This window comes from Neobacillus bataviensis, assembly GCF_019969725.1.
On record NZ_JAHXYW010000063.1, the window covers coordinates 1 to 441 of the forward strand.

At 39.9% G+C, this 441-nt stretch carries 1 protein-coding gene; it reads right to left on the bottom strand.

The window, feature by feature from the left end; all coding sequences use genetic code 11:
- Positions 1 to 435, bottom strand: a 435-nt coding sequence (gene cysC / locus LC455_RS31150; protein ID WP_223596812.1) for an adenylyl-sulfate kinase, incomplete at its 3' end; no start/stop codon positions are given.
- Between the last annotated feature and the right edge of the window lie 6 nt (positions 436 to 441).

Below are 441 nucleotides of genomic sequence, written 5' to 3' on the forward strand. Positions count from 1 at the left end.
ATATAGACCCTTGGGATCCCGTTTTTCACATATTTCTATTGAACACTTTACAAAAACCTCGATAAATTCACCATCTTCAACAAGCGCACGGACCACCTGACGATCTTCTCGATAAGGAGAAATAAATGCCGTTAATACAATTTGACCACTTTCTATAAAAAGCTTCGAAACTTCCCCTATACGACGAATATTTTCTTTTCGTCCTGCCTCATCAAAACCTAAATCCTTGTTTAGACCGTGACGGACATTATCGCCATCCAACACAAAGGCTTGGTTGCCCCTTTCATATAATTGGCGGGCAAACGCATTGGCTATAGAAGATTTTCCTGAAGCAGACAAGCCCGTAAACCATAAAATAAAGCTTTGATGTTTATTTTGGGATCGACGCTCCTCTTTTGTAACGGAGGATTCATGCCAAACAATATTCGAACTCATTTGACT